Source organism: Pseudomonas sp. BNK-45, assembly GCF_047456255.1.
GTDB lineage: Bacteria > Pseudomonadota > Gammaproteobacteria > Pseudomonadales > Pseudomonadaceae > Aquipseudomonas.
On the sequence record NZ_CP179909.1, the window covers coordinates 5,248,356 to 5,272,571 of the forward strand.

General features: G+C 66.1%; 21 protein-coding genes. 2 read left to right on the top strand and 19 right to left on the bottom strand.

Features of this window, described 5'->3' with window-relative positions; all coding sequences use genetic code 11:
• The 5 genes from tssE to ACMGG8_RS23630 form a co-directional block, all read right to left on the bottom strand.
• Positions 1-408: a type VI secretion system baseplate subunit TssE gene (tssE, locus tag ACMGG8_RS23610; protein ID WP_060843086.1), complete on the bottom strand. Its 408-nt coding sequence runs from the start codon at positions 406-408 to the stop codon at positions 1-3.
• A 15-nt stretch (positions 409-423) separates the two neighbouring features.
• A complete protein-coding gene (gene tssC / locus ACMGG8_RS23615; protein ID WP_016965107.1) occupies positions 424-1,899 on the bottom strand; it encodes a type VI secretion system contractile sheath large subunit in 1,476 nt (491 codons plus the stop codon).
• Positions 1,900-1,926: 27 nt separating this feature from the next.
• Positions 1,927-2,433, bottom strand: coding sequence for a type VI secretion system contractile sheath small subunit (tssB, locus tag ACMGG8_RS23620; RefSeq protein WP_016965108.1), 507 nt, complete (start codon positions 2,431-2,433; stop codon positions 1,927-1,929).
• Positions 2,434-2,465: 32 nt separating this feature from the next.
• A complete protein-coding gene (gene tssA, locus ACMGG8_RS23625; protein WP_414158549.1) occupies positions 2,466-4,022 on the bottom strand; it encodes a type VI secretion system protein TssA in 1,557 nt (518 codons plus the stop codon).
• Between the two features lie 315 nt (positions 4,023-4,337).
• Positions 4,338-4,703: a hypothetical protein gene (locus ACMGG8_RS23630; RefSeq protein WP_414158550.1), complete on the bottom strand. Its 366-nt coding sequence runs from the start codon at positions 4,701-4,703 to the stop codon at positions 4,338-4,340.
• Between the two features lie 192 nt (positions 4,704-4,895).
• Here ACMGG8_RS23630 and ACMGG8_RS23635 point away from each other — a divergent pair, with 192 nt between their 5' ends.
• Entirely contained in the window at positions 4,896-5,282 is a 387-nt protein-coding gene (locus tag ACMGG8_RS23635) for a hypothetical protein (protein ID WP_414158551.1), read from the top strand.
• 278 nt (positions 5,283-5,560) lie between these two features.
• Here ACMGG8_RS23635 and ACMGG8_RS23640 read toward each other — a convergent pair whose 3' ends face one another.
• The 3 genes from ACMGG8_RS23640 to ACMGG8_RS23650 are packed head-to-tail and all read right to left on the bottom strand — an operon-like array spanning position 5,561 to position 9,789.
• The gene (locus tag ACMGG8_RS23640) at positions 5,561-6,649 is read right to left on the bottom strand and encodes a lipocalin-like domain-containing protein (protein ID WP_060838531.1); all 1,089 of its coding nucleotides are present in this window, start codon (positions 6,647-6,649) and stop codon (positions 5,561-5,563) included.
• Positions 6,639-9,119: an FtsX-like permease family protein gene (locus ACMGG8_RS23645; RefSeq protein ID WP_414158552.1), complete on the bottom strand. Its 2,481-nt coding sequence runs from the start codon at positions 9,117-9,119 to the stop codon at positions 6,639-6,641. The genes ACMGG8_RS23640 and ACMGG8_RS23645 overlap by 11 nt, the downstream gene beginning before the upstream one ends.
• 1 nt (position 9,120) lies before the next feature.
• Complete coding sequence (locus ACMGG8_RS23650; RefSeq protein WP_414158553.1) at positions 9,121-9,789, bottom strand: ABC transporter ATP-binding protein; 669 nt, start codon at positions 9,787-9,789, stop codon at positions 9,121-9,123.
• A gap of 116 nt (positions 9,790-9,905) precedes the next feature.
• Here ACMGG8_RS23650 and ACMGG8_RS23655 point away from each other — a divergent pair, with 116 nt between their 5' ends.
• Positions 9,906-10,454: a YniB family protein gene (locus ACMGG8_RS23655; RefSeq protein WP_414158554.1), complete on the top strand. Its 549-nt coding sequence runs from the start codon at positions 9,906-9,908 to the stop codon at positions 10,452-10,454.
• Here the strand turns inward: ACMGG8_RS23655 and ACMGG8_RS23660 are convergent.
• From ACMGG8_RS23660 to pedF, 11 genes are all read right to left on the bottom strand, one after another.
• Positions 10,428-11,279: a VanW family protein gene (locus tag ACMGG8_RS23660; protein WP_060843078.1), complete on the bottom strand. Its 852-nt coding sequence runs from the start codon at positions 11,277-11,279 to the stop codon at positions 10,428-10,430. The two genes, ACMGG8_RS23655 and ACMGG8_RS23660, sit on opposite strands and share 27 nt — an antisense overlap.
• 151 nt (positions 11,280-11,430) lie before the next feature.
• A complete protein-coding gene (locus tag ACMGG8_RS23665) occupies positions 11,431-13,158 on the bottom strand; it encodes a NahK/ErcS family hybrid sensor histidine kinase/response regulator (RefSeq protein ID WP_414158555.1) in 1,728 nt (575 codons plus the stop codon).
• Positions 13,142-14,305 carry an alcohol dehydrogenase-like regulatory protein ErcA gene (gene ercA / locus ACMGG8_RS23670; RefSeq protein WP_414158556.1) on the bottom strand — a complete coding sequence of 388 codons (1,164 nt, stop codon included), beginning with the start codon at positions 14,303-14,305 and terminating at the stop codon, positions 13,142-13,144. Before ercA ends, ACMGG8_RS23665 begins: the two co-directional genes overlap by 17 nt.
• A gap of 423 nt (positions 14,306-14,728) precedes the next feature.
• Complete coding sequence (gene pqqB, locus ACMGG8_RS23675; RefSeq protein WP_414158557.1) at positions 14,729-15,643, bottom strand: pyrroloquinoline quinone biosynthesis protein PqqB; 915 nt, start codon at positions 15,641-15,643, stop codon at positions 14,729-14,731.
• 61 nt (positions 15,644-15,704) lie between these two features.
• Positions 15,705-15,776 (bottom strand): pyrroloquinoline quinone precursor peptide PqqA, encoded by a 72-nt coding sequence (gene pqqA / locus ACMGG8_RS23680; protein WP_011060521.1) that lies wholly within the window; start codon positions 15,774-15,776, stop codon positions 15,705-15,707.
• 1,016 nt (positions 15,777-16,792) lie between these two features.
• The gene (locus ACMGG8_RS23685; protein ID WP_060838523.1) at positions 16,793-18,313 is read right to left on the bottom strand and encodes an aldehyde dehydrogenase family protein; all 1,521 of its coding nucleotides are present in this window, start codon (positions 18,311-18,313) and stop codon (positions 16,793-16,795) included.
• Between the two features lie 286 nt (positions 18,314-18,599).
• A complete protein-coding gene (pedH, locus tag ACMGG8_RS23690; RefSeq protein WP_016967314.1) occupies positions 18,600-20,375 on the bottom strand; it encodes a PQQ-dependent alcohol dehydrogenase PedH in 1,776 nt (591 codons plus the stop codon).
• 545 nt (positions 20,376-20,920) lie between these two features.
• On the bottom strand, positions 20,921-21,850 hold the full coding sequence (locus ACMGG8_RS23695) for a quinoprotein relay system zinc metallohydrolase 1 (RefSeq protein WP_414158558.1): 930 nt from the start codon (positions 21,848-21,850) through the stop codon (positions 20,921-20,923).
• A gap of 35 nt (positions 21,851-21,885) precedes the next feature.
• Positions 21,886-22,656 (bottom strand): quinoprotein dehydrogenase-associated SoxYZ-like carrier, encoded by a 771-nt coding sequence (locus tag ACMGG8_RS23700; protein WP_414158559.1) that lies wholly within the window; start codon positions 22,654-22,656, stop codon positions 21,886-21,888.
• An 8-nt stretch (positions 22,657-22,664) separates the two neighbouring features.
• A complete protein-coding gene (locus tag ACMGG8_RS23705; RefSeq protein WP_108542704.1) occupies positions 22,665-23,540 on the bottom strand; it encodes a substrate-binding periplasmic protein in 876 nt (291 codons plus the stop codon).
• A gap of 5 nt (positions 23,541-23,545) precedes the next feature.
• On the bottom strand, positions 23,546-24,007 hold the full coding sequence (gene pedF / locus ACMGG8_RS23710) for a cytochrome c-550 PedF (RefSeq protein WP_016967318.1): 462 nt from the start codon (positions 24,005-24,007) through the stop codon (positions 23,546-23,548).
• Positions 24,008-24,216 lie beyond the last annotated feature (209 nt).

Here is a 24,216-nt window from a genome sequence, read left to right on the forward strand (position 1 = left end):
TTACTTGATCCGTACCTGCCCGCTGCCATCCAGCCGCGCGGCGAAGCTCACCTGGCGCCTGACCCCTTCCACCTCCAGCAGGCCTTCGATGCTGAAGGCCAGCTTGAGGGGATCGTGGTCCCGAGGCAGTGGCTTGACTCGCACGTTGGACAGCCTGGGCTCATAGGTCTCGATAAAGCCTTCGATGGCCTCTCGCGCCTGACTCAACGCGTCGTGCAGGCTCAGGCGCATGTCGTTGAGATCCGGCAGCCCGTAGTCGGACAGTGTCTGCACACTGCCCGCCCGGGTGCTGAGCATCTTCGCCAGATGGGCAGCCACCGACGCCATGGCGGCCACTTCGCGACTCCAGCCGACGCGCTGTTCGGCCTCGCCACCGAGGCGTTCGAAAAGGCTGCCGTATCGACGCATGGCTCGGCTCCTGCCCTATTCCTTGTCCAGCTTGCCCACCAGCGACAGGGTGAAGTCCGCCCCCATGTACTTGAAATGCGGCCGCACGTTGAGGCTGACCCGGTACCAGCCCGGCTCGCCCTCGACGTCGCTGACGATGATCTGCGCCGCACGCAGCGGACGCCGGCCACGCACTTCGCTGCTGGGGTTCTCCTGGTCGGCCACGTACTGGCGGATCCACTTGTTGAGTTCCAGCTCCAGGTCGGTGCGTTCCTTCCAGGAGCCCAGTTGCTCGCGCTGCAGCACCTTCAGGTAATGGGCCAGGCGGTTGACGATCATCATGTAGGGCAGCTGGGTGCCGAGCTTGTAGTTGAGCTCCGCCGCCTTGCCCTCGGCGCTGATGCCGAAGAACTTGGGTTTCTGCACCGAACTGGCGGAGAAGAACGCGGCGTTGTCGCTGCCCTTGCGCATGGTCAGGGAGATGAAGCCCTCCTCCGCCAGCTCGTACTCGCGCCGGTCGGATACCAGGACCTCGGTGGGGATCTTGGTTTCGATCTCGCCCATGCTCTCGAAGTGGTGCAGGGGCAGGTCCTCCACCGCGCCGCCGCTCTGCGGGCCGATGATGTTCGGGCACCAGCGGAACTTGGCGAAGCTGTCGGTCAGGCGGGTGCCGAAGGCGTAGGCGGTGTTGCCCCACAGGTAGTCTTCGTGACTGTTGGCAACGTTTTCCTTGTAGACGAAGGATTTCACCGGGTTTTCTTCCGGATCGTAAGGATTGCGCAGCAGGAAACGCGGCAGGGTCAGGCCGATGTAGCGCGCATCCTCGGACTGGCGGAAGCTCTGCCACTTGGCAAATTGCGGGCCTTCGAAGTGGTCCTTCAGGTCCTTGAGGTCCGGCAGCCCGGTAAAGCTTTCCAGGCCGAAGAACTTCGGCCCCGCCGCGGCAATGAACGGCGCGTGGGACATGCAGGCCACGCTGGACACGTACTGCATCAGCTTCACGTCCGGCGAGCTGGGGGACATGAAGTAGTTGGCGATGATGGCCCCCACCGGCTGGCCACCGAACTGGCCGTATTCAGCGGTGTAGATGTGTTTGTAGAGGCCGGCCTGCATCACTTCCGGAGAGTCCTCGAAGTCGTCCAGCAGGTCCTGCTTGGAGACGTTGAGGATCTCGATCTTGATGTTCTCGCGGAAATTGGTCCGGTCCACCAGCAACTGCAGGCCACGCCAGGCCGACTCCAGCGACTGGAAGTCGGGATGGTGGAGGATCTCGTCCATCTGCTGGCTGAGCTTGGCGTCGATCTCGGCAATCATCCGATCGACCATGGCCTTCTTCACCGGCTCGCCGCTGTTCTGCGGTTTCAGCAACTCTTCGATAAAGGCCGAGACCCCGCGCTTGGCGATGTCATAGGCCTCGTCATCCGGGGTCAGGCGCGTCTCGGCGATGATGCTGTCGAGAATGCTGTATTCACTGCTGTCCTGGTGCTTCTGCTGTGCGGCACTGCTACTCATGTTCTAGCTTCCTTGGCGGTTGAGGGCTCAGTCTTGCAGGGCGGGGGCGGCGTTCAGACCCAGTTCACCCAGGACCCGGTCCCGGGACTGGTCATCGGCCAGCACGCCTTCGATGGCTTTGCGAAAGGCCGGCGCGTTGCCCAGCGGCCCCTTGAGCGCCACCAGGGCGTCGCGCAGCTCCATGAGTTTCTTCAGCTCCGGAACCTGCTCCACCAGGCTTGCGGGATTGAAGTCCTTCATCGAATCAACCCGCAATTGCACCGCCAGCTCGTCGCTGCCGCCGTCGTCCTGCAGGCGATTGGGCACGCTCAGGGTCAGGCGCAGTTCCTGCTTGGCCAGGACCTCGTCAAAGGTCATCTTGTCGATGCTGATGGGTTTGCGATCCTCGACCTTGCGCTCGTCCAGGCGCTGGGTGTAATCGCCGATCGCCAGCAGTTTCAACGGCAGTTCGATCTCTTCCTGGGCGCCGCCGGTGGCGGGCTTGAACGTGACGTTGATCCGTTCCTTGGGGGCTACAGAGCCTTCTTTGGCCATGACACTTCTCCTTGGGTTGTTGGCCCTGGGGCCTATTCGAGTACCACCTCGAGATCGAGATGGCACAGCCTGCGATAAACCTCTTCCTTGCGTTCGCGCACCGCGTGGTTTTGCGGCAACAGCTCGCAGCAGTTGTGCAGCAGCTGCAGTACCTCCAGCGCCAGCTGCGGCTCCCAGGCCTGCAGGCCCGAGTGCTGCAGCTGCTGGTCGAGAGTCTCCAGCTGGGTCTTGGCCAGTTCGTACTTCTTGGCCGTGAAACACAGGCGCGCCAGGCTCAACTGCCAGAAGAACCGCACCCGCCCACCCTGGGCGTTCTGCAGTCCCTGCTTGAGCACCTGCACCGCGGCCTTGAGGCCGTCCTTGCGCAGGATCGGCAGGACCTCCTCCAGGGCCTCTTCCCAGGCCGGCAGCTGGCTGTCCGCTTCGACCTTGCGCGGCACGTCGGCACTTTGCAGATGGGGCAGGACCTGGGCGCTGACCCAGGCGCGGGTGGCCGGATCGGCAAAGGCCACGCCGTCATGGAAACGCAGCTCGATCAGCCCGGGCAGGCGTTGCAGCAGCAGGGCGAAATGGAACTCCACCTCGCGCATGGCCGACTCGGCATTGAGCTCCTGCAGGCACTCCCAGACCATGCGCTGACCGTCGAACCAGAACGGCGCCCGGGCCAGACTCGCTTCCAGCTCCACCAGCAGATCGGCGTACTGGCCCTGGGCGAAACGTTCCTGGTAGTGACGCAGCTTGTCCGCCGGCAGCCCGCGCAAGGCAGTGACCTGCTCGGCATTGCGCTCGGGCACCGCATCGATGGCCAGCCACATCAGGGTGCGATTGAGGCGCAGGGCCCGTTGATCAGTGGCCTTCTGCCGCAGCCACCAGGCGCACAGCGGCCGGGCGTTGTCCTGCTGGGCACGCAGGGCCTTGTGCGCATCCTTTTCGTTATCGATGGGTGAACCGGGGGTGAACAGCTGCGCCGCTGCCTGCTTGACCTGAGCCACCACGCTGCCCACGGCGCCGGGTTCCGGCTGCTGGTCCGCGGCCCGGGTGACCATGCCCTGCAGACGCCGGCAGATGGGCAGCAGCAAGGGCGCTTCGTCCCCCAGGTGCCCGGTCAGGATGCCGTCCAGCCCCTGGATCTGCTCCACCAGGCGGCGGAACAGCGGCAACTGCTCCTTGATCGGCACATCGTCGTCGAGGGCTTCCTGCAGGCGCGGCACCAGCCAGGCGACCGCCGCGGCACGGGTGCGCGGCTTGGCCGGATGCACCTGCTCCCAATGGTGTTCGCACAGGTGGCGCAACAGCCCCAGGCCCGCCAGCAGGCCTGGGAAAGACTCACGCTGATGCAGGGCCCAGGTCAGCCAGGCGGCGACCCGCAGATCCTTGGATTGATGACGCAACAGGGCTTCGCTTTGCTCCTGGACCTTCAGCCAGTCGATCTGACCGTTGGCATGCAGCGACTGGGCTTTGCCCAGCTCGTTTTCCAGGGCTTCGTACTCGTTGGAGAAGCGTACGTCTTCGCCGGCGAAACTGTGCTCGTGCACAGGGGACTGGGCGAGATTGAGGTGATGGGAATACAACTTGCGGGAGTAGCTCATGGCTGGCCACTTTCCATGCCCGCCACGCCGCTCAGACAAAAGCGCTGATTACGCTCTTTGAAGAAAAGTCTGACAAAGGTGGGAAACAAAGTGCGCACTGGAACTACCGGATATCCATTCAGGTGGCAAAACCCTAACGGAACACCCCAGGCAAAAATATAGGATATTTCTTATATAGATTGATAAACCTCTAATACAAATATATTTAAGTTCTTATGCGCAACTTCTTGCACAGTTGTATTTGGTTTTATGCAACAAGTGGTATTAATCGCGCCGCCCCGCCTGGCTCGCTCACCCCTGCCGCACCGAGCGCCGTCAATGGGCCGCCGACTTATCCGCGCTCAGCACTTTGCGCAATTGCAGGTAGATCACCCCATCGCCGTCGAATGCGAGTACTTCATTGGCACTCAAAGTTTCACCGTCGCGCCCTTCATATTTAAGCCAGCCCTCATCCCACAACTGACCACTTTCATAACGCACCTGCACAAAGTAATAAGGCGGCTCGGCGCGGGTGATTTCAATGTAATGCCCACCATCGGCCGCGCCCTGCCACTGGGCATTGGGGTGCTCGGCCAGCCCACGGGCCGGCGCGTTGGTGAAGTCCATCAAGGCCACGTAAAGTGCAATCAGCACCAGCACCAGCCCGCCCATCGCCATCAGAAAACGCTTCAACCAGATCAATCCCTAATCTCCAGCACATGGCCCGTTCACCGGCGGCCCGGTCGGGCCGGGGGGGATTCTGTGCCCCAGCCGTGCAACAGCGCAATAAAAAGCCTCGGGCAACTTGCCAGGCGCTGCCGCTCCCTGCAGCCTTGTCGCCTGAACGGTCCATGGACCGCGCGCCCTTGCCCCTCGACAACGGAAACACCTGACATGCGCATCACTCTCACCGCCCTCCACAGCGACCCGTCGTCAGCATTGTGGGTCGACTTCAGCTGTGCTTTCGGTGAAGGCCGGGGCCAATGGCTGGGAGCCCCGCCCCAGGTTGCCCAGGAGCACGAGGTGGAGCTGAGTCTGGAGGATGAGTTCCGCTGGCAGCACAACCTGTGGGTCGGCACCGGGCCTGAGCCGCGAATGGCTCGGGACAAGGACGGACTGCACATCACCGGGCAATTGCTCCAGGTGGACGAGGACGGTGGCGCGGCCCTGGCCATGGGCGCCTCCATCGTCCTGCTGAGCGTGCAGGGACGCACCCCGCCACGGCCGGGATTCGTCAGCCTGCTGGCCCGTCAGGTGAGTCTGCAACCGCTGGCACTTTGAGCGTCGCTCGGGCGTAACCGAAGAAGGCGCAAGGAAGCAAGGAAGCAAGGAAGCAAGGAAGCAAGGAAGGATGAAGCAGGAACATCGCCGAGCGCGACAGGGAAAGGTGTCCGCCCAGTGCTCTGGCCTTGGCAATCCATGCACCGGTAAAGAGCCCTTGCACCGGGCGAACGCTTGGCATTCTAGTGCAACTACCCGGGAATGTCCGTGGGCCGAATCTGAATAAAACTGCAGCGATCGGCACTGCCACCCGCCGCGCCGGTGCGAGCCGGCCACCCTCAATAGCCGGTCATCTCCAGATAGCCGCTGCCGCCGTGGCTGCCCTCCAGCGTGACCGGCCCTTCCCAGTAGGGAATGCTCAGTTGCATCCAGGACTGGGGATTCAAGGCCCGTGTCCTGATGTCCAGCCCCTTGTCGGGGATGCTCAATTGCCAGGCGATCGGCAGGCGCCGTCCCTCGACCAGGGCAGTGTCCAGCGCCGTCATGCGGATCTGCTCCCGTCCCAGGCTCTGGGTGCTGCCGTCGGCATTGATCCAGGTGCCGGTGATATAGGGCGCGTGACCGTCCTGCCGGACCCGGAACAGCATCAGCCGCTCGCCGCTGTCCAGATGCAGGGAAAACCAGTCCCAACCGCTCTGGTCGGCCGCCAGGGGCTGGCTGCTCCACTCCCGGTCGAGCCAGGCCGGGCCGCTGACCTCGTAACGCTGGCCATCGATCTGCAACTGACCCGTGGCCTGGAAAAACGGCTGGCTGTAGTAATAGGACGCCTGCCCCTGATCGGATTTGCGGCTGTAGCCACCCTCGCCCTGCAGCACCAGGGGCCGGCTGCTGGACAGTTGCAACCGATAGGCAAACCCCGGTCCGCTGGCCTGCACCTGCATCCGTGCCAGGGGATTGTCGCCGCCGGACAGACTGTCGAAGCGCCAGTCATCGATCCAGGCCTGGAACGGCTGTGCCGTGACCCCGGCCTGCCCCACCCCGCCCCGGGCATAACGCTCGGCGGCATGATGGCTGCTGGCCGAAGTGGCCGCCGCGTGCCCCAGCCAGACCAGCGGCGCACTCCAGCCGGGCTGCTCCGGCGCGGCGCGCAAGGCGCTGCGAAACAGCGTCCACTGCACACCGAAGCGGCGCCCCTCCGCGTCCTTGAGGTCGGCGGTGAGGTACCACCACTCGATGCGAAAACCGTCGTGGGGACCATGATCGGCAGGAAAGCTGAACCTGCGCCCCGGCAGCACCGGGGCGAAGGCCGCGGCCTCATTGCCCAGCCCGGCAAACCCCTGGGGCGCCGCGGCGTCCTGGTCGCAACCGGCCAAGGACAACACCAACCACAGCGCAAGCAGGCCGCGGCACACGGGCTCAGTCTTCATGGGCAAAGCTCCTCAGCAGATCCGCCGGTTGCGCACGGTACAGGCGAAGCAGCGGCCAGGCCGAAGCCAGCAGGGTCGCCAGCATCGCCAGCCCCAGCAATTGCAGCAACTGCCCGGGAAACACCCGCAACGGCAGGCGCCAGCCAAAGGCCTGGACATTGATCACGCTGTCCAGGCACCAGGCCAGGACGATGCCCAAGGGCAGCGCCAGGACCAGGGTGAGCAAGGCCAGCAGCCAGGTCTGGGCCAGGTTCAGCAGCAGCAACTGACGCCGCGCCACACCCAGGGCCCAGAGTGGCGCCAACTGGCCCAGGCGGCTCTGGCTCTGGGTCAGCAGGCTGATGAACAACGCCACCCCGGACACCCCCAGGGTCAGACTGTTGAGGGCCGCGGTGGCGGCAAAGGTGCGTTCGAAGACCTGTTGCGACCAGCCCTTGAGCCGGGCCTGATCGATGACCCGACTGTCATCCAGGTGAAATTGCCGTTGCATCTCGCCGATCAGCGCCGGCACCGCCGCTGGCGCAAGGCGCAGGTTGAAACGGTTTGGCGTCAGGTCCGGCCAGTGCCGCAGCAGGTGCTCGACGTTCACCAGCAGGTGCCCCCGAGGATTGCCGTAATCGGCGTAGATCCCCACCACCTGCGGTGCCCACTGCCCTTGCGGCACCGGCAGTTCCAGGCGATCGCCGACCCGCAGCCTGAGCCGCCGGGCCAACTGCTCGCTGAGCATCAGGCTGTCCTGGCTCGCCAATTGCGCCCAGGGATCGGCGCCCGCCGCCTCCAGCAACGGCCAGTGCTCACGGTAGCTGTCATGCTCGACCACCCCGTACAGGTCCGCCGGCCAGCCCTGGATCTGCAACGTCACTTGCCAGCTGGGCAACAGCGCCGTCACCTGGGGCTGCTGCGCCAGCCAGTCGCGCAGTTGCCGGGCCTGCTCGGGGGATTGCGGATTGACGTAGAGCTCGGCGCTCAAGCGCTGCTCCAGCCAGTCAGTGAAGGTCTGGCGAAAACCGGCGGTCATGCTGCTGGCGCCGATGTTCGCCGCCAGGGCCAGGAGCAAGGCCATCAAGGCCAGGCTCAGGGCTGGCAACTGCTGCCGGCAATCGGCGAGAAACCACTGCGCCAACACCCCGCGGCTGCGCCCCAGCAAACCGCCCAGCACCGCGTTGAGCAGCACCGGCAGGCCCAGGGCGGCCGCCAGCAGCAAGGCCGCCATCAGCACGAACCCACTGCCCAGACTGTCGCCCCAGCGCCACGCCAGCAGCGCCACCAGCAAGGCCAGGCAAGCGATCCAGCCCTGGCGCCGCAACCAGCGGGCATGGGCCTGGTGCCAGGCCTGGGGATTGGCCAGGGCCAGCAGCGGCAGGCGCGCCGCCCGCAACAGGCTGGCGCCACCGGCCAGCAAGGCGCCCAACAGACTCAGGCCGATACCGCTGAACCACCACCCGGGACTCAGGCTCAACTGCCCCGCCACTTGCGCGCCGTACAAGCCCCGCAGGCTGGCGGCCACGTCCGGCAGCAACACACCGGCCAGCAGGTAGCCGCTGACCACCCCCGCCACTCCGCCCAGCAGCGCCAAGCCGCCCAGTTCGACGCTCAGGCAGAGGATCAGCACGCGCGCACTGACCCCGCAGGCCCGCAAGGTGCGCAGCAAGCCACGCCGCTGTTCCAGGGCCAGGCCGATGGCGGCATGCACGATAAACAGCCCGACCACGAAGGACAGGAACCCCAGGGCATCCAGGTTCAGGTGAAAGCTCTCGGTCAGGCGCGCCAGATCGCTCTGTGCCTGCCCCTGGCGCAACACCAGTTGCCCCCTCAGGGCCTCGGGCAACGGCGGCGCGCTGGCGGCAAACGCCTTGGGCAGCAACAGCCGGCTCAACTGCCCGGGCTGGCCCAGCACCTGCTGGGCAAAGCCGATGTCCATCAACAACACGCCCGGGGCCATGTCCGCCTGCCCCCGCAGCGGCGGCAAGCGCTGGCCGTTGAGTGCCGAGGGTTGCTCGCCCGGTTGCCAGCCCAGGCTGGCCAGGGTCTGCGGCGCCACCCAGGTCACCCCCGGCGGGCTGATGAATTCGACCCTCTGCTGCAACGCCAGCGTCTGCCCGGCCACCGCGGCACCGGCAGGCAGCGACAACGGCTCGATGCCCAGCACTTGCAGGGACAGGTCGTCATGTCCCGGCACCTGCAGGCGCCCCTGCAGCACCGGCGACACCGGCCAGCCGGCACGACGCAGGTCGACGAACCATTGCTGGGCGACACTGGCTCCACTGGGGCTGCTCAGGCTGGCCTGGGGCTCGCCGCCGATCAGCTGGCTGGCCCGCGCATAACTGTCCCGGGCCTGACTGTTGAGGGCCAGCACGCCGGTCAACAGGCTGGTGGCCAGCCACAGCCCGGTGAGCACGCTGAAGAACTGCACCGGATGCTGGCGCCAATGACTCAGCAACGCCTGCAGGGCCGTCACCAAGACCCGCATCTCAAACCCCGACCGGGTCGGCCAGACGGCCGCGATGCAGCACCACCGTCTGTTGCAGGCGGCTGGCCACCCGCTGGCTGTGGGTGACCATCAACAGGCTGGTGGGGCTGTCGGCCAACAGCTCCAGGAGCAAATCCAGCACCTCGTCGCTGGTGGCCTCGTCGAGGCTGCCGGTGGGTTCGTCCGCCAGCAGCAACCCGGGTTTCGCCGCCAGGGCCCGGCCCAGGGCAACCCGTTGCTGCTGTCCGCCGGAGAGCTGCTCCGGATAGCGCCGCAGCAGGTCCCCCAGGCCCAGGCGCGCCACCAGCTGCGCCTGCCACAGCGGATCGAGGCGCCCGGCCAGGCGCGCCTGGAAGCTCAGGTTGTCTTCCACCCGCAGGCTGCTGATCAGGTTGAACTGCTGGAACACCAGGCCCACTTCAGTGCGTCGCCAGTCGGCGCGCTGGCCCTCGGTCATCTGCTCCAGGTGCTGCCCGCCGATGCGGATGCTGCCGGCGTCGACCCGGTCGAGCCCGGCGATCAGGTGCAGCAAGGTGCTCTTGCCACTGCCCGACTCGCCCATCAGCGCCAGGCTGCTGCCGTGCCGCAGCTGCAGGTCCACGCCCTGCAGCACCGCCAGCGGGCCCTGGGGCGTGGGGTAACTCTTGAAGACGCCTTGTACCTGCAGCATGGGCTGATTCGTCCGAGTAGAGAGGGAGCCAAGGATAGCCTGAGCAGCACCGCCCCTATCGGCCCGTGCCGGTGAAATATAGTATTGCGCCACTTTCTTCATGGCAGGACGCACAGATGAACTACACCCAGGCCCAATTGAAGTACCGGCTGCAGATTGGCGCAGGCGCATTGATGTTCACCGGCGCACTGATCTCCACGCTGTTCTCCACCCTGAAAATGCTCCACTGGCGCCTGGACAGCTACACCGCCATGGCGAGCACCATCAACCGCCCGATTCAGCAGTTCACCCTGATGGTCTCGGAAAACACCCGGGCCCTGGACTGGTTCTGGGACAACAGCCCGACCCCCGACTTCCTGCGCCTGAGCAACGCCGCGCACTGGAAGTTCCTGCTGATCTACCTGCTGATCTTCGTCGGCGCCGCCCTGTTCGCCTCGGGCCGGACGCTGATGCGCAAGGTCGAGGCCGTGGAACCGCTGATCGAGGCGCAGCTCAACGCCCCGGTCGAGGACGGCGAGCCCGCCAGGACCCTGCAACAGCTGGAGGAGTCGACCCGGGTGGAGCCCGCGCCAGCGTTCTTCAGCCAGACCCGCCTGCTGGTGGTCTGGCCCCTGGGCGGCGCCGCGGTCTACCTGGGCCTACTGTGGATGCTGGGCATCATCTGAGCCCGGCGCCGGCTGATCGAGCAGCGCCTCGGCCACCGGGTACTTGACCAGCACCCGGTTGCGATACAGGCACTCCTGGCGCAGCAGCTGGGCGTCCTGGCCCTTGGTGCGAATGTCGCGCCAGATCTGGTTCTCCCGGTACACCCGGGCGCCCTCGCGCACAAAGCGATGGGCCCGCTGGTAGACGTGATAGCGATACTCCCGCGGCCGCTCGCAGAGCAGCTCGCCCTCCAGTTGCTGCGCGCCGACCAGCAGCTTGAGCTGCAAGGTCTGCGGCCCGGGGTTGTACAGCACCAGATCGATGTAGTTGTAGAAGATCGCCGCACCGGAACCGAAGGGCAGCACCCGGCCCTCGTCGGGGAACGGGTCGAAGCTGTGGTTGGCCCGCTCCACCACCTCAAGCGGCGAATGCAGCGCCATCCAGTGAATCAGGTTGCTCAGTTGGCAGATGCCACCGCCGATGCCGCTGCGGGCCTCGCCGAACGACAGCTCCATGCCTTCGACAAAACCGCGCCGGCGACTGGGTCGGCCCACCAGCTTGCAGAAGGAAAAATACTCGCCGGGGGCGATGCGCACGCCATCGATGCAGGCCACCGCCAGCTTGAGGTTGATCACCTTGTTGTGCTGCAGCGCCAGGTCGGAGTCGCCCAGGGTGCGGATCAGTTTCGAAGTGTGCTTGATCAACCGATGGGGCAAGCGCGGGCTGCCGGCCTCGGGCCGGGCGTAACGGCGCCCGGAACAGCGCCAGGCCAGGTGGCGCATCAGGCGCTTCTGGCGCACCCGCAGCCAGTACAGCAGCGGGTGATACGAGGACAGGGGTTTCATCGATGGGTCAACGGCGGCCCGGTGCGCTGGCGCAGGAGCCGGCTTCGTCCTTGAAAAAAAGAGCGGCATCTTAGCCGCAAGCCTGCCCCCATGCCAGAAGCCCCGTACCCGAGCGCCCCATCCTCGGATGCCCCATGGAACCGGCCCGGCCCTAGCCCAGCAACTGGCTGAGCACGGCCCGCAGCTTGCCCGGCTTCACCGGCTTGTTGAGCAACGGCGCGCCCAGTTGCTGCAAGGCCCGGCGACACTGGTCGCTGCGGTCGGCGGTGATGATCACCGCCGGCAGCGGCTGCTGGAAGTACTCGCGCAGCTGTTGCACCACCTGGCAGCCGGTGACCCCGTGATCCAGGTGAAAATCCGCCAGGATCAGCTCTGGCGCCCGGCCCTGAAGCACCGCCAGGGCGGCCGCCTGATCGGTGGCGGTGAGCACTTCGCAGCCCCACTGCCCGAGCAGCGCGGCCATGCTCTCAAGGATGCTCAGCTCGTTGTCCAGCACCAGCAGACGCCGCCCCGGCAGCGGGTTGCCGGTGCCCGGCTGCGGTGCCTGCAAGCTGATGGGCAATGGCACCCGGTCCGCCAGGGGCACCTCGATACTGAACCGCGAGCCCCGCCCCGGCCGCGACTGCACCTGCACCCGGTAACCGAGAATCTTGGCGATGCGCTCGACGATCGCCAGCCCCAGGCCCACCCCTTTGCGGTCGGCGGCACGGCCCACGTCCAGCTGATTGAATTCGAGGAAAATCGATTCCAGGCGGTCGGCGGCAATGCCGCGCCCGGTGTCCCACACCTCCAGCCGCAACTGATCGCCGCGACGCCGCGCCGCCAGCAGGATGCTGCCGCGCTCGGTGTAGCGGCAGGCATTGCTGAGGAAGTTGCGCAGAATCCGCGTCATCAGCCGCAGGTCGGTGAACAGGGCAAAGTCGCCAAAGCGCACCCGCAGCTCCAGGCCCGCCGCCTCGGCCACCGACTGGAACTCCGAGACCAGCGGCGCGAGCAACTCATCCAGGCGATAGACCGCAGGGTCCGGCTTGACCGCCGCCTGGTCGAGCTTGGAGATGTCCAGCAGATCGGTGAGCAGGTCCTCGGCGCCTTCCAGGGCCTGGTGGGTGCGCTCCACCAGCAGTTGCTCGGCCGCCGGCAGGCGCCGCTCGCGCAAGGTGGAGATCAGCAGGCGCGCGGCATTCAAGGGTTGCAGCAGGTCGTGGCTGGCGGCGGCCAGGTACTTGTCCTTGCTGCGATTGGCCGCCTCGGCGGCGTCCCGGGCCTCGCGCAGGTCGCGCTCGATGCGCTCGCGCCGGGCGATCTGCTGTTGCAGGTTGCGGTTGGCCTCCAGCAGCTCATCGGTGCGCGCCGCCACGCGCTGCTCCAACTGGTCGTTGAGCTGCTCCAGGCGCTGCTGGGCCAGCTTGCGTTCGGTGATGTCGGCGACAAAACCTTCCACCAGCCCATCCTGATCCGGCTTGAGCAGCAGGTTCATCAGCACGTCGATGCTGCTGCCGTCCTTGCGCCGCAACTGGGTTTCATAACCCAGCAGGCTGCGCTGGCGCTGCAACTGCTCGCCGATGGCGGCCAGTTCCGCAGCGCCGCCCACGAACAGATTGCCCGCCAGGTCGGCCAGGGAGAACAGCACTTCCTGCGGGTCCTGATAGCCCAGCATGCGCGCCAGGGCCGGGTTGGCCGCGCGCAGGCCGGCCTGCAGGCTGGCCTGGAAGATCCCGTGCACCGCATGCTCGAACAGCCACTTGTAGCGGTTGCGCTCGGTTTCCAGGTCTTCCAGGCGCGCCGCCAGTTCCGGGTAGTGACTCTTGCGCGCCGAGTGATTGCCCAGCCCCAAAAGCCCCGCCAGGGCCCGTTGCTGTTCGTCAGAGGGCCTCGCCATACACCACCTCGACATCACGCTGGCTGGATTCGCGAGGGTTGGTGAGGATGCACGGATCGTCCATCGCATGCTGCGAGAGGAACGGAATGTCGCTGCTGCTGACCCCATGCAGGCTCAGGGTTTCGTGGAAACCGATGGCGTGCTTGAGGGCGATCAGGTGCTCCACCAGGCGCCCGCAGATCTGCCGCTGGTTGAGCCCGCGACAGTCGATGCCGAAGGTCTCGGCAATCACCTTGAAGCGCTCCGGCGCCGAGCTGTAGTTGAAGGCCACCACATGCTCCACCAGCACCGCGTTGCACAGCCCGTGAGGCAGGTCGAGAAAGCCTCCCAGGCTGTGGGACATGGCATGCACCGCGCCGAGAATCGCGTTGGAGAACGCCAGACCGGCCTGCATGCTGCCGAGCATGATCTGCTCGCGCAGGGCGATGTCCGCCGGGTTGGCGATCATCTGCACCAGGTTGCCGTTGATCAGGCGCATGGCTTCCAGGGCATGGGGATCGGTGAGCGGCCCGTGACCGGTGGAAACAAAAGCCTCGATGGCATGCACCAGGGCGTCGATGCCGGTGCAGGCGGAGAGGAACGGGTCCATGCCCAGGGTGGTTTCCGGGTCGATCAGCGACACATCCGGCACCACCGCCTTGCTGACGATGGAGAACTTCATCCGCTCCTGCTGGTTGGAGATGATCACGAACTGCGAGACGTCCGCCGAGGTGCCGGCGGTGGTGGGAATCATGATCAAGGGCGGGCTCGGCACGCGGATCATGTCCACCCCTTCGAACTCGAGGATGCTGCGCCCGTGGGCCACCACGATGCCGATGCCCTTGCCGCAGTCCATCGGGCTGCCGCCGCCGACGGCGACGATCACATCGCAGGCGTTTTCGCGGTAGACCTCGGCGCCCTGCATCACCTCCTCCACCCGCGGGTTGGGCGACACCTGGCTGTACAGGCAATAGTCGACACCCTGGGCCTGGAGACTGGCCTCGACATCGGCGACCCAACCGGCGGCGATCACCCCGGGGTCGCTGACCACCAGGACCTTGCGCGCGCCGAAGGTCTTCGCATAGTTGCCGACGTTATGCCGGCAACCGGCGCCAAAGATGATTTCCGGAGACACGAACTTGCGCAGCAGACTGAGATTCTGGCTCATGACGGAAGCCTGTTTTCTTATTGTTCTGAAAGGAGAACGCCAGCCTAAAGCATCCGTTGCTGAAAGCAATCCGACCATCGGCGGACTTCGCAGCCTCGCAGGCCCTGTATCCGCTGCCGCAGGCTGCGAACGGCACGAAGGGCCGCAGCGCTCTTGAGGCCGCTGCGGGTTTGGCGGGTGATCGCCAGGCAAGGTCCTGCGGACCTTTTCGCAGCTTCGCCGTGGCTCAGCAGCGGCTACAGGGCTACAGGGCCAGTATCGATCCGAGGTTGGTGTAGCCGCTGCCGCAGGCTGCGAACGGCACGAAGGGCCGCAGCGTTCTTGAGGCCGCTGCGGGTTTGGCGGGAGATCGCCAGGCAAGGCCCTGCGGACCTTTGCGCAGCTTCGCCGTGGCTCAGCAGCGGCTACAGGGACCGGGTGGCGTCAGAGGTGGATGTCCAGGCCGTCATGCGCCACTTCGATGCCGCGACGGGTCAGTTCGGCGCGTTCGGCGGAGTCTTCGTCGAGGATCGGGTTGGTGTTGTTGATGTGGATCAGCACCTTGCGCGCCCGGGGAAAGCGGTCCAGCACCTCGAGCATGCCGCCGGGGCCGCTTTGCGCCAGGTGGCCCATCTCGCTGCCCAGCTTGTCGCCGACGCCACAGACGCGCATTTCATCGTCGCGCCACAGGGTGCCGTCCACCAGCAGGCAGTCGGCGCGGTCCATCCATTCCAGCAGGGCCTCATCCACCTGCCCCAGCCCCGGGGCATAGAACAGGCTGGCGCCGCTGCGCCGGTCCTCGATGAACAGGCCGATGTTGTCCCCCGGGTGCGGGTTGCCACGGTGGGGCGAATACGGCGGCGCGCTGCTGCGCAGGGCAATAGCCCGCAAGGCGAGGTCCGGGCAGGCCGGCAGGCTGAATTCGCGGCCATCGAGGTGGATGGGCTGCCACTGCAAGCCGCCGTTCCAGTGGCTGAGCATGGTGAACAGGGGGAAGCCGCTGCACAGGTCCTGATGGACCATCTCGGTGCACCAGACCTGATGCGGGCAGCCTTCGCGCAGGCTGAGCAGGCCGGTGCAGTGGTCGATCTGGCTGTCCAGCAGGATCACCCCGGCCAGGGCGGTGTCGCGCAAATGCCGGGCCGGTTGCAGCACCGGGAAGGACTCCAGCTGTGCGCGAATATCCGGCGAGGCGTTGCACAGGATCCAGTCGTTGCCGTGGTCGCTCAAGGCGATGGACGACTGGGTACGGCGCTGGGCGCGCAGGCTGCCGTCGCGCACCCCGGCGCAGTTGCGGCAGTTGCAGTTCCACTGGGGAAAACCACCGCCCGCCGCGGAACCGAGAATGCGGATATGCATGACGTGCTCCTGAAGGGCAAAAGACTCCGGCCAACACCAGGAGCGGCCGGAGCGGGACGGCTCAGCGGTTGGCGAAGTACATGGTCACTTCAAAGCCGATGCGCAGGTCGGTGTACGCGGGTTTATGCCACATGGGGTCAATCCTCTTGTTGTGCCGGACGATTCCGGTAGAGGCATTAATGCACGGGGCGCGCGGCGGCCGAATGCTACTTTGGGACGAGCCGGCGGGGTGCGTTGGTAGGGGCTTGGCGCACGTGTAGCCGCTGCCGCAGGCTGCGAACGGCACGAAGGGCCGCGGCGTTTTTGAGGCCGCTGCGGGTTTGGCGGGGGATCGTCAGGCAAGGCCCTGCGGGCCTTTGCGCAGCCTCGCCGGGGCTCGGCAGCGGCTACAGGGCCGGTGTCGATCCGAGGTTGGTGTAGCCGCTGCCGCAGGCTGCGAACGGCACGAAGGGCCGCGGCGTTCTTGAGGCCGCTACGGGTTTGGCGGGGGATCGCCAGGCAAGGCCCTGCGGGCCTTTGCGCAGCTTCGCCGGGGCTCAGCAGCGGCTACAGGGCCGGTGTCGATCCGAGGTTGGTGTAGCCGCTGCCGCAGGCTGCGAACGGCACGAAGGGCCGCAGCGTTCTTGAGGCCGCTACGGGTTTGGCGGGAGATCGCCAGGCAAGGCCCTGCGGGCCTTTGCGCAGCCTCGCCGAGGCTCGGCAGCGGCTACAGGGCCAGTGTCGATCCGAGGTTGTGTAGCCGCTGCCGCAGGCTGCGAACGGCACGAAGGGCCGCAGCGTTCTTGAGGCCGCTGCGGGTTTGGTGGGGGATCGTCAGGCAAGGCCCTGCGGGCCTTTGCGCAGCCTCGCCGGGGCTCGGCAGCGGCTACAGGGCCGGTGTCGATCCGAGGTTGGTGTAGCCGCTGCCGCAGGCTGCGAACGGCACGAAGGGCCGCTGCGTTCTTGAGGCCGCTGCGGGTTTGGTGGGGGATCGCCAGGCAAGCCCCTGCGGGCCTTTGCGCAGCTTCGCTGGGGCTCAGCAGCAGCTACAGGATGGCGCAAGTTGAGGGGATCGGGGTCTCTAAAAAAACGGCGCGACGTCCACCCAAGACGTCGCGCCGTTGCCACACAAAGCGGGGCAGCACCCAACTACCCCGCCCTTTCTTGCCCTTAGAAGAAGCCCAGGGGATTGATGTCGTAGCTCACCAGCAGGTTCTTGGTCTGCTGGTAGTGGTCGAGCATCATTTTGTGGGTCTCGCGGCCCACGCCGGATTTCTTGTAGCCACCGAACGCGGCATGCGCCGGGTACAGGTGGTAGCAGTTGGTCCACACCCGACCGGCCTTGATCGCCCGGCCCATGCGGTAGGCGCGGTTGATGTCGCGGGTCCACAGCCCGGCGCCCAGGCCGAACTCGCTGTCGTTGGCAATCGCCAGGGCTTCGGCTTCGTCCTTGAAGGTGGTCACGCCCACCACCGGGCCGAAGATTTCTTCCTGGAACACGCGCATCTTGTTGTGGCCCTTGAGCAGGGTCGGCTGGATGTAATAGCCGCTGGACAGGTCGCCTTCCAGGCGCTCGGCGGCGCCACCGGTGAGCAGCTCGGCGCCCTCCTCCTGGGCGATCTGCAGGTAGGAGAGGATCTTCTCGTACTGCTGCTGCGATGCCTGGGCGCCGACCATGGTCTCGGTGTCCAGCGGGTTGCCGCGCTTGATCTTGACGATCTTCTTCATCACCTCGGCCATGAACGGCTCGTAGATCGACTCCTGCACCAGGGCGCGGGACGGGCAGGTGCAGACTTCACCCTGGTTGAAGAACGCCAGCACCAGGCCTTCGGCGGCCTTTTCGATGAACTTGGGCTCAGCCTGCATGATGTCTTCGAAGAAGATGTTCGGCGATTTGCCGCCCAGTTCCACGGTGGACGGAATGATGTTCTCGGCGGCGCATTTCATGATGTGCGAGCCCACCGGGGTCGAGCCGGTGAAGGCGATCTTGGCGATGCGCTTGCTGGTGGCCAGGGCCTCGCCGGCTTCGCGGCCGAAACCCTGGACGATGTTCAGCACGCCGGCCGGCAGCAGGTCGGCGATCAGCTCGGCGAAGATCATGATCGACAGCGGGGTCTGCTCGGCAGGCTTGAGCACCACGCAGTTGCCGGCGGCCAGGGCCGGGGCCAGTTTCCAGGCGGCCATCAGCAGCGGAAAGTTCCACGGGATGATCTGCCCGACCACGCCCAAAGGTTCATGGAAATGGTAGGCGGTGGTCAGTTCGTTGATCTCCGCGGCGCCGCCTTCCTGGGCACGGATGCAACCGGCGAAGTAACGGAAGTGGTCGGCGGCCAGGGGCACGTCGGCGTTCAGGGTTTCGCGCACCGCCTTGCCGTTGTCCCAGGTCTCGCTGACCGCGAGGATCTCCAGGTTCTGCTCGATGCGGTCGGCGATCTTCAGCAGCACCAGCGAACGGTCCTGGGCGCTGGTCTTGCCCCAGGCATCGGCGGCGGCATGGGCGGCGTCCAGGGCCTTGTCGATATCGGCGGCGCTGGAACGGGGGAATTCGGCGATCACTTCGCCGTTGACCGGCGAGGTGTTGGTGAAGTACTGGCCTTCCACCGGCGGCACGAACTGGCCGCCGATGAAATTGCCGTAGCGTGGCTTGAAGGACACGACGGCGCCTGGGGTTCCGGGTTGTGCGTAGATCATGCTGAGCCTCTGCTGGTCGAGGCCTGTCCGACGACAGGCGATGGACCGATGGTAGAGAGCCTCGGGGGCCGGACGAATGCATCGTTGGCAGGGGGGGCTCTCGTCATTTGGTCGTAGGTTGATTGCCCCGTGCGGGAGCCGGCTTGCCGATGAAGGCGCTCTTGCGGGCCTCTTCGCCAGCAAGCTGGCTCCTACGGTCGGCAGGGATATCCCGGGGCTTGTAGGAGCCGGCTTGCCGGCGAAAGCGGTCGTGCGGGCGCCTTCGCCAGCAAGCTGGCTCCTACGATTAGCGTTTGCTCACCAGGTCCTTGGGCAGCTTGAAGGTCCAGAGCATGCCGCCCTGGTTGAAGTCCTTGACCCGCTTGGCCACTTCGCCGCCCCACAGCGGCACCGCGCCGCCCCAACCGGAGAGCACCGAGACGTACTGCTCGCCGTCCATTTCCCAGGTCACGGGCGAGCCCAGGACCCCGGAGCCGGTCTGGAATTCCCAGACCTTCTCGCCGGTCTTGGCGTTGAACGCCTGGAGGAAGCCCTCAGGCGTGCCGGTGAACACCAGGTTGCCCTTGGTGGTCAGCACCCCGCCCCACAGCGGCGCGAAGTTCTTGTGGCGCCAGACTTCCTTGCCGCTGATGGGGTCGATGGCCCGCAGCACGCCGATGTAGTCCTCGTTCAGCGGCTTGATGGTGAAGCCCGCGCCGAGGAACGCCGCGCCCTTCTTGTAGGCGATGCCTTCGTTCCAGATGTCCATCCCCCACTCGTTGGACGGTACATAGAACAACCCGGTGTCGCGGTTGTAGGCCATGGGCATCCAGTTCTTGGCGCCGAGGAAGGCCGGAGCGACAAACACCGAACTGCCCTTGGCTTCGCTGCCCGGGGCGCCGGGACGGCTGGCCTCGTTGTAGATCGGCCGGCCGTTCTTATCCAGGCCGGTGGCCCAGGTGATCTTGTCGACAAAGGGGAAACCGCGGATGAACTTGCCGTTGGTGCGATCGAGCACGTAGAAGAAGCCGTTGCGGTCGGCGGTGGCGGCGGCCTTGATCTCCTTGCCGCCCTCCTTGTAGTTGAAGGAGATCAGCTCGTTGACGCCGTCGAAGTCCCAGCCGTCGTGGGGGGTGCTCTGGAAGTGCCACTTGATGGTGCCGTCGTCCGGGTTCAGGGCCAGGCGCGACGAGGAATACAGGTTGTCGCCAGGGCGCAGGTGGGAGTTCCACGGCGCCGGGTTGCCGGTGCCGAACAGCAGCAGGTTGGTTTCCGGGTCGTAGTAGCCGCCGAGCCACGGCGCCGCGCCGCCGGTCTTCCACAGATCGCCCGGCCAGGTCTTGCCCGCCTCGCCTCCGGAGATGCCGTTCTCGATGGCCTTGCCGTCCTTGTACACATAGCCCATGTGGCCTTCCACGGTGGGGCGCATCCACAGCAGCTCGCCGTTTTTCGGGTCGTAGGCCTGGATCTTGCCGACCACCCCGAACTCGCCGCCGGCGACCCCGGTGATCAGCTTGCCGTTGACGATCATCGGCGCCGCGCTGATGGAGTAACCCTCCTTGTGGTCGGCGACCTTCTTGCTCCACACCACCTTGCCGGTGTCCTTGTTCAGGGCCACCAGCTTGGCGTCCAGGGTGCCGAAGAACACCAGGTCGCCGTACAGCGCCACGCCGCGGTTGATCACGTCGCAGCACGGGCGGATGTCGTCCGGCAGGCGCGCGTCGTACTGCCAGAGCTTCTTGCCGGTGCGCGCGTCCACCGCGAACACCCGCGAGTAGGAGCCGGTCATGTACATCACCCCGTCCTTGATCAGCGGCTGGGCCTGCTGGCCGCGCTGCTTCTCGCCGCCGAAGGAGAAGGCCCAGACCGGCCGCAGCTCCTTGACGTTATCGACGTTGAGCAGGTCCAGCGGGCTGTAGCGCTGGCCCTGGACACCCAGGCCGTTGGTGACGATCTGCTGCGGGTTCTTCGGGTCCTGGAGGATCTCTTCATCGGTGACGGCGGCCAGGGCCGCGCTGGACAGCAGCATGGCGCTGAGCACCAGGCTCACGGCGAAAAAGGGACGACGTGGGGGTTGGGTCATGACGGCTACCTCGGCGGTTATTGTTGTTCCCGGGAAATTTTCCCGGTCTGCCGGGAATTCTTGGTCCCGGCCTGTTTGCCAACAATTGCCCGCAGTGCGGAGTTTTCTAGTTCCTTGGTACTGGAGGGGCAGAGGCAAGCTTCAAGCAACAAGCGGCAAGCAGGCGCCATGCCCCCGCACTGTAGGAGCTGGCTTGCCAGCGAAGAGGTCCGCAAGATCGCCTTCGCCGGCAAGCCGGCTCCTACAAGGCTCCACGCGATGTACCTGCCTCCCGTAGGAGCCGGCTTGCCAGCGAAGAAGCCCGCAAGACCGCCTTCGCCGGCAAGCCGGCTCCTACAAGGCTCCAAGCTATGTACCTGCCTACCGTAGGAGCTGGCTTGCCAGCGAAGAGGCCGGCAAGATCGCCTTCGCCGGCAAGCCGGCTCCTACAAGGCTCCACGCGATGTACCTGCCTACCGTAGGAGCTGGCTTGCCAGCGAAGAGGTCCGCAAGATCGCCTTCGCCGGCAAGCCCTCACAAGATCCCTCATGTAGATGTGGCGAGGGTCAGTGATCGTCGATACGCTGCAGGCGCTGGCGCTCGTAACGCGGGTACAGGTGGCTGACGCTACGGATCAGCTCGTAGCGGGTCAGGCTGATGCCGGCAAAGCGCTCGGGGATCGGGCGGCGGATCATCTCCGCCATGTCGTCGCCTTGGGCGGCGCCGTCGCGCATCAACCCGTCCAGCCAGCCCAGGTAGTCACGCATCTGGGCAAAGGGCCGGGCATCCGTCGTCACCGGGCCATGGCCTGGGACGATCAGCTTCCACGGCAGGGCCTGCAAGGTGTCCAGGTCCTTGAGCCAGACACCGAGCCCCGGGCTGTTGGGGGTGGTCAGCGCGCGCTCGTAGAACACCAGGTCACCGGCAAACAGCACCCCGGTGTTCTCATCGAGAATCGCCAGGTCGGCGCCGGTGTGCCCACTCAAACTGAGCAGGCGCAAGCGATGCCCGCCCACCTCAAGCACCCCGGGCTCCAGCACCCGGTTCGGCAGCACCACCTCGGTGCCGCGCATCCAGTCGCCGACCATGCGGTACAGGTTCTCGGCCATGGCCTCGCCCTGCTGGCGCAGCAGATCGCTGGTGCCGGCCAGGGCGCCGATGGGCACATCGCCAAAGGCCTGGTTTCCCAGCACATGGTCAGGGTGATGATGGGTCAACAGCAGCTGGATCACCGGTTTGTCGGTGGTGGCGGCAATCGCCCGGCGCAAGGCTTCGCCGTAGCGTTTCGACGGCCCGCTGTCGATCACCACCACCCCGCTGTCGGTGACGATGAACCCGGTGTTGACGATGTTGCCGCCGTTGGCCTTGGCGAAATTGTCGGTGCTGCCTTCCAGCAGCCAGGTGCCCGTGGCGATCTGCCGGGGCTTGAGTTGATAGTCCAGGTCGGCCCGGGCCGGCAGGCCCAGGCATAGCAGCAACAGCAGGATCCAACGCATGGTGCGCCTCGGCTCGGGTGGGTCAAAGGATGCGCTCAGGGCAGCTTGGCCTCGAACTGGTTGCCGCTGTTGTCGCGCAACAGCAAGCGGGTCTGCCCCGTCCCCTGGATGTCGAACCCCAGGTTGGGGTTTTCGCTGACCGCCGGGAACAGTTCGAGGCTGGCCAGAAGCTGATCGTTCGGGTCGCGCAGTTCGGCGTGGTTGAGAAAGAACTCGGGGATGCCGCTGACCAGGCCGTTGTCCATCGGGTGGGACACTTGCAGGCGCAGGCGGCTGGCATCACCCCGGGGGTAACGCCCGCCCAGCACCTCGCCGATGTGCTCTTCCCAACCCGGCTGGGTGCGCACCACGCTGGGGGCGGTGCAGCCGCCACCGGCGGCATCGATCAGGGTCGAGCCCACGTGCCACAGGCCGTCGCGGGTCTGCACCGCGGCGCGCAGCGGCGTGGCCTGCTCGATGCGGATGCGGATCGACAGCCAGGGCAGCACCCGCTCCCCCGGCACGAAATCGACAATGCGCGGCAAGGGGTTGAGCTCGGCCCAGGCGAGGATGCGCACCACGTCGCCGCTGAAGGCCCGGGCGTCGATCTCCAGCGGCACCTGTCGCGCATCCTCGGCAAAGGGCGGCGCCAGCAGCTTGACCCGGTCATCGAAGACGAACGCGGCATCGCCCAGCAATTGCTTGTGGTAGAAGGCCCACATCACCGAGGGCACCGGGTCCGCGCCCGGGGCCTGGGGATCGGTGGCCAGCGCCGGGGTCGCCAAGGGCAGCCAGCACGCCAGCAGACAGGTCGCTCGCCAGTTCATCGCAGCTCCTATTGATACATCTCCGGGACCTCGTAACGCAGGCCATAACGGGCGTACAGCGCCTGCAGGCGACCGTCGCGGATCAGCCCTTCCAGGGCCTCCTCCACGGCATAGGCCAGCTGGCGGTTGCTTTCATGCACCGCCATGCCGATCTCCCACACCTGCTTGCCCATGTTCGGGTAGGCGTTTTCCGCCAGGGCCAATTGCGGGTCGGCGGCCTTATGCAACTGCCAGTCGATCTCGCCGCGCATGGCCATCACCGCGTCCACCTGCCCGGCCCGCAAGGCACCGAAGGCCTGCTGCACGCTGGGGTAATGATGGGTCTTGGCACTGAGCATGCCGTTGAACACCGAGGTCAGGTAGAACGACGGCACGCTGTCCACCTCGACCCCGATCGGGTGCTCCTGGAACACCGCGACGCTGGCCACCGAATCCAGCCGGCGGCGGTCGAATGCCACCTGCCAGCGCTCCTCCTGATAGGGGCCGAACATCACCACGTGGTCGTTGGCCAGCTCCCCCAGTTCGTTGCGCTTTTGCGCGTAGTCGTGGTCGTAGGGCACGCGCATCATCAGGTCGGCCAACTGCTGGTGACGCAGCGGGCTGCCGCGCCAGATGTAGTCCCGCAAGTCGTCGTCGAGCTTCTCCCCGGGGGGCGCCCAGATCAGTTGCAGGCGCACCCCCAGGGCCTCGGCCAGGGCTTGCGCCAGCTCGACGTCGACGCCCCGGGGCTGGCCCTGGTCCTCGAAGCTGTAGGGGGCAAAATCCTGGTACACCGCCACCTTCAGCTCACCGGAGGCGATCATCGTGTCGTAGTTGCGCACCCCGGCCTGCGCCGCCGCGCAGCACAGCAGCAAGCCACTGAGAAACAGCGCCAGGCGGCCCATGGCAATCACTCCTCGACGCGCACGCTGTCCAGGTAGGTGCGCACCGCCCACAGGGCTTCCTGGCTCAGGTAGTCGGCCATCTTCGGCATGTACACCCGGCCATCGCGCACCGCGCCGTGGCGCACCCGCTCGACGAACCATTCATCCCCGGCTTCACCGGCATCGAGCATGCGCAGGTCTGGAGCGATACCGCCGGACTTGGCTTCCAGGCCATGGCAGGCGGCGCAGTTCTGGTTGTAGGCCGAGGCGCCGATTTCCACCGCCTTGTCGTGCTCGGGCGAGGTGCGGTACGGGTTGACCGAAGCCCAGCCGTCGCCATCGACGCTCACCCCGGCGTCCTTGATCGGCGTCAGGCCCTTGGTTTCCACCGCCTGGGGCACCACGTTGCCATGAGCCCATACAGCACCGGTGGCCAAGGCACCGGTCAGCAGCCCTACCGCGAGCAAGGCGTTGCGTTTTGTTGTCATTGTTATGCCCTCAAGATTGCACGCAAGACCTCGCTACAGAGGCCATGGCGCCATCTTAGGAACAGCCGGCGGACGGCCGTATGCTGCTTTGGTGGTCGCGCCCTACTCCCTTGGTAGTAGGGCTTGTGGCGCGGGCCTAAATCAGATGCCGCCCGGGAACTATTCCCGGTAAGGGCGGGACTTTTTCCGTATCTCAACACCCGCCCCGG

Coding starts and splice junctions, on each gene's coding strand:
- ACMGG8_RS23660 (WP_060843078.1), bottom strand. CDS start 11,279: ATGAAACCCCTGTCCTCGTATCACCCGCTGCTGTACTGGCTGCGGGTG.
- pedH (WP_016967314.1), bottom strand. CDS start 20,375: ATGACCCAACCCCCACGTCGTCCCTTTTTCGCCGTGAGCCTGGTGCTC.
- ACMGG8_RS23665 (WP_414158555.1), bottom strand. CDS start 13,158: ATGGCGAGGCCCTCTGACGAACAGCAACGGGCCCTGGCGGGGCTTTTG.
- ACMGG8_RS23640 (WP_060838531.1), bottom strand. CDS start 6,649: ATGAAGACTGAGCCCGTGTGCCGCGGCCTGCTTGCGCTGTGGTTGGTG.
- ACMGG8_RS23650 (WP_414158553.1), bottom strand. CDS start 9,789: ATGCTGCAGGTACAAGGCGTCTTCAAGAGTTACCCCACGCCCCAGGGC.
- ACMGG8_RS23705 (WP_108542704.1), bottom strand. CDS start 23,540: ATGGGCCGCCTGGCGCTGTTTCTCAGTGGCTTGCTGCTGTGCTGCGCG.
- ACMGG8_RS23695 (WP_414158558.1), bottom strand. CDS start 21,850: ATGCGTTGGATCCTGCTGTTGCTGCTATGCCTGGGCCTGCCGGCCCGG.
- ACMGG8_RS23700 (WP_414158559.1), bottom strand. CDS start 22,656: ATGAACTGGCGAGCGACCTGTCTGCTGGCGTGCTGGCTGCCCTTGGCG.
- tssB (WP_016965108.1), bottom strand. CDS start 2,433: ATGGCCAAAGAAGGCTCTGTAGCCCCCAAGGAACGGATCAACGTCACG.
- ACMGG8_RS23635 (WP_414158551.1), top strand. CDS start 4,896: ATGCGCATCACTCTCACCGCCCTCCACAGCGACCCGTCGTCAGCATTG.
- tssA (WP_414158549.1), bottom strand. CDS start 4,022: ATGAGCTACTCCCGCAAGTTGTATTCCCATCACCTCAATCTCGCCCAG.
- tssC (WP_016965107.1), bottom strand. CDS start 1,899: ATGAGTAGCAGTGCCGCACAGCAGAAGCACCAGGACAGCAGTGAATAC.
- pedF (WP_016967318.1), bottom strand. CDS start 24,007: ATGACAACAAAACGCAACGCCTTGCTCGCGGTAGGGCTGCTGACCGGT.
- tssE (WP_060843086.1), bottom strand. CDS start 408: ATGCGTCGATACGGCAGCCTTTTCGAACGCCTCGGTGGCGAGGCCGAA.
- ACMGG8_RS23655 (WP_414158554.1), top strand. CDS start 9,906: ATGAACTACACCCAGGCCCAATTGAAGTACCGGCTGCAGATTGGCGCA.
- ACMGG8_RS23685 (WP_060838523.1), bottom strand. CDS start 18,313: ATGATCTACGCACAACCCGGAACCCCAGGCGCCGTCGTGTCCTTCAAG.
- ACMGG8_RS23645 (WP_414158552.1), bottom strand. CDS start 9,119: ATGCGGGTCTTGGTGACGGCCCTGCAGGCGTTGCTGAGTCATTGGCGC.
- pqqB (WP_414158557.1), bottom strand. CDS start 15,643: ATGCATATCCGCATTCTCGGTTCCGCGGCGGGCGGTGGTTTTCCCCAG.
- ercA (WP_414158556.1), bottom strand. CDS start 14,305: ATGAGCCAGAATCTCAGTCTGCTGCGCAAGTTCGTGTCTCCGGAAATC.